The organism is Aurantimonas sp. C2-5-R2 (genome assembly GCF_036549495.1).
In the GTDB taxonomy this organism is placed as follows: Bacteria; Pseudomonadota; Alphaproteobacteria; order Rhizobiales; family Rhizobiaceae; genus Aurantimonas; species Aurantimonas coralicida_A.
This window is the reverse complement of the sequence record NZ_JAZHLJ010000239.1, coordinates 1-1,170: the sequence shown is the minus strand read 5'-3', so window position 1 is coordinate 1,170 and position 1,170 is coordinate 1. Positions and strand designations below refer to the sequence as shown.

Below are 1,170 nucleotides of genomic sequence, written 5' to 3'. Positions count from 1 at the left end.
TCTGGGGCATTACCATGTCGATACGTTACCTGCGCCCTCAAGGGTAAATTCCCGGGTGGTCGATGTCTCATCGTCATTGGCACGGAGGGTCCGGCGTATCGATACCCGCCATGCGCCACTTCTCGCCGTCCTGCCAGCCGGTGTCACCGTCAACGATGCAGGTGACCCCGCGCGAGGCGCGGTTGCCGCCAGAGCAGAGGCCGATCGGACCGGAATAAACGCTGCACCGCGGCCGCGTCTGTGAAGATGGATCGACGGTCGACTGAAGTGGGCAGTTGGATGCCGCCCCATCGATCCAGCGCCAACGGCGTCAAGAAGACCAACGCACAAGTGACGCCCAGCAGGGGCCAGAAGGGAACCCGAGAAAGGAACGGCCTCTCGTGTCGACGCTGCCGAGCAGACGGGATCGGGACGATATTCTTGGTCCCGCTGGACACCTGCGGCCCATGGCGTCGCCTGCGGAGATCGGCCAGATTGTCACGCCACGGATCAGCCATGAAAGGAAGTCGTAGCAGGCTCCGGTCAATCACCGGTTAAGGCAGACGGACAAATGCTGTTCTACGCCTGCTACCTCTTCACGACCGTTGATCATCCTCGGAGGTTTTCGGCGGCCGCAATCCGTTGTGCTGTCGTGGCCAGCGCTTGTCCTTGCCGCTGGATAGCGTCGGGTTCCTCCTGACGGCCTGGGCCCACAGCTATACCGAGGTAAAAAAACAGCCTTGATGGCGGCCAGGAGGCAGCTCTAGGTTCCGGTCGAACGCGATTGTTGCCGGAGACCGATGATGTCGAATGCCCTTGAAGTTGTGCGTCCTGGAGAGGCTGCGGCCGTCCTGAACCTGTCGAAGTCGACCCTCGCCAAAATGCGGATGCGCGGCGACGGTCCTCCCTTTGCAAAGCTCGGCGGGAAGATCGTGGTCTATCGGCTCGCGGACCTCGACGCATGGATCAATGAACGAAGCCGGGTCTCGTCAAGCGGCTGACGCTACTGGTTGCACGCAACTCTGTCACTCATTTCCAAACGATGCCGACGCCGTATAGCCGACCTCGATGTCCGGACTTCACGACTGAGACCCAGGCTAACCCTCCGTGCCAATGACGATGAGACATCGACCACCCGGGAATTTACCCTTGAGGGCGCAGGTAACGTATCGACATGGTAATGCCCCAGAT

At 60.8% G+C, this 1,170-nt stretch carries 1 protein-coding gene; it reads left to right on the top strand.

Annotation, left to right across the window (positions count from 1 at the left end; genetic code table 11):
* The first annotated feature begins 782 nt into the window (after positions 1-782).
* A complete protein-coding gene (locus tag VQ044_RS25250; protein ID WP_331827899.1) occupies positions 783-980 on the top strand; it encodes a helix-turn-helix transcriptional regulator in 198 nt (65 codons plus the stop codon).
* The last annotated feature ends 190 nt before the right edge of the window (positions 981-1,170 follow it).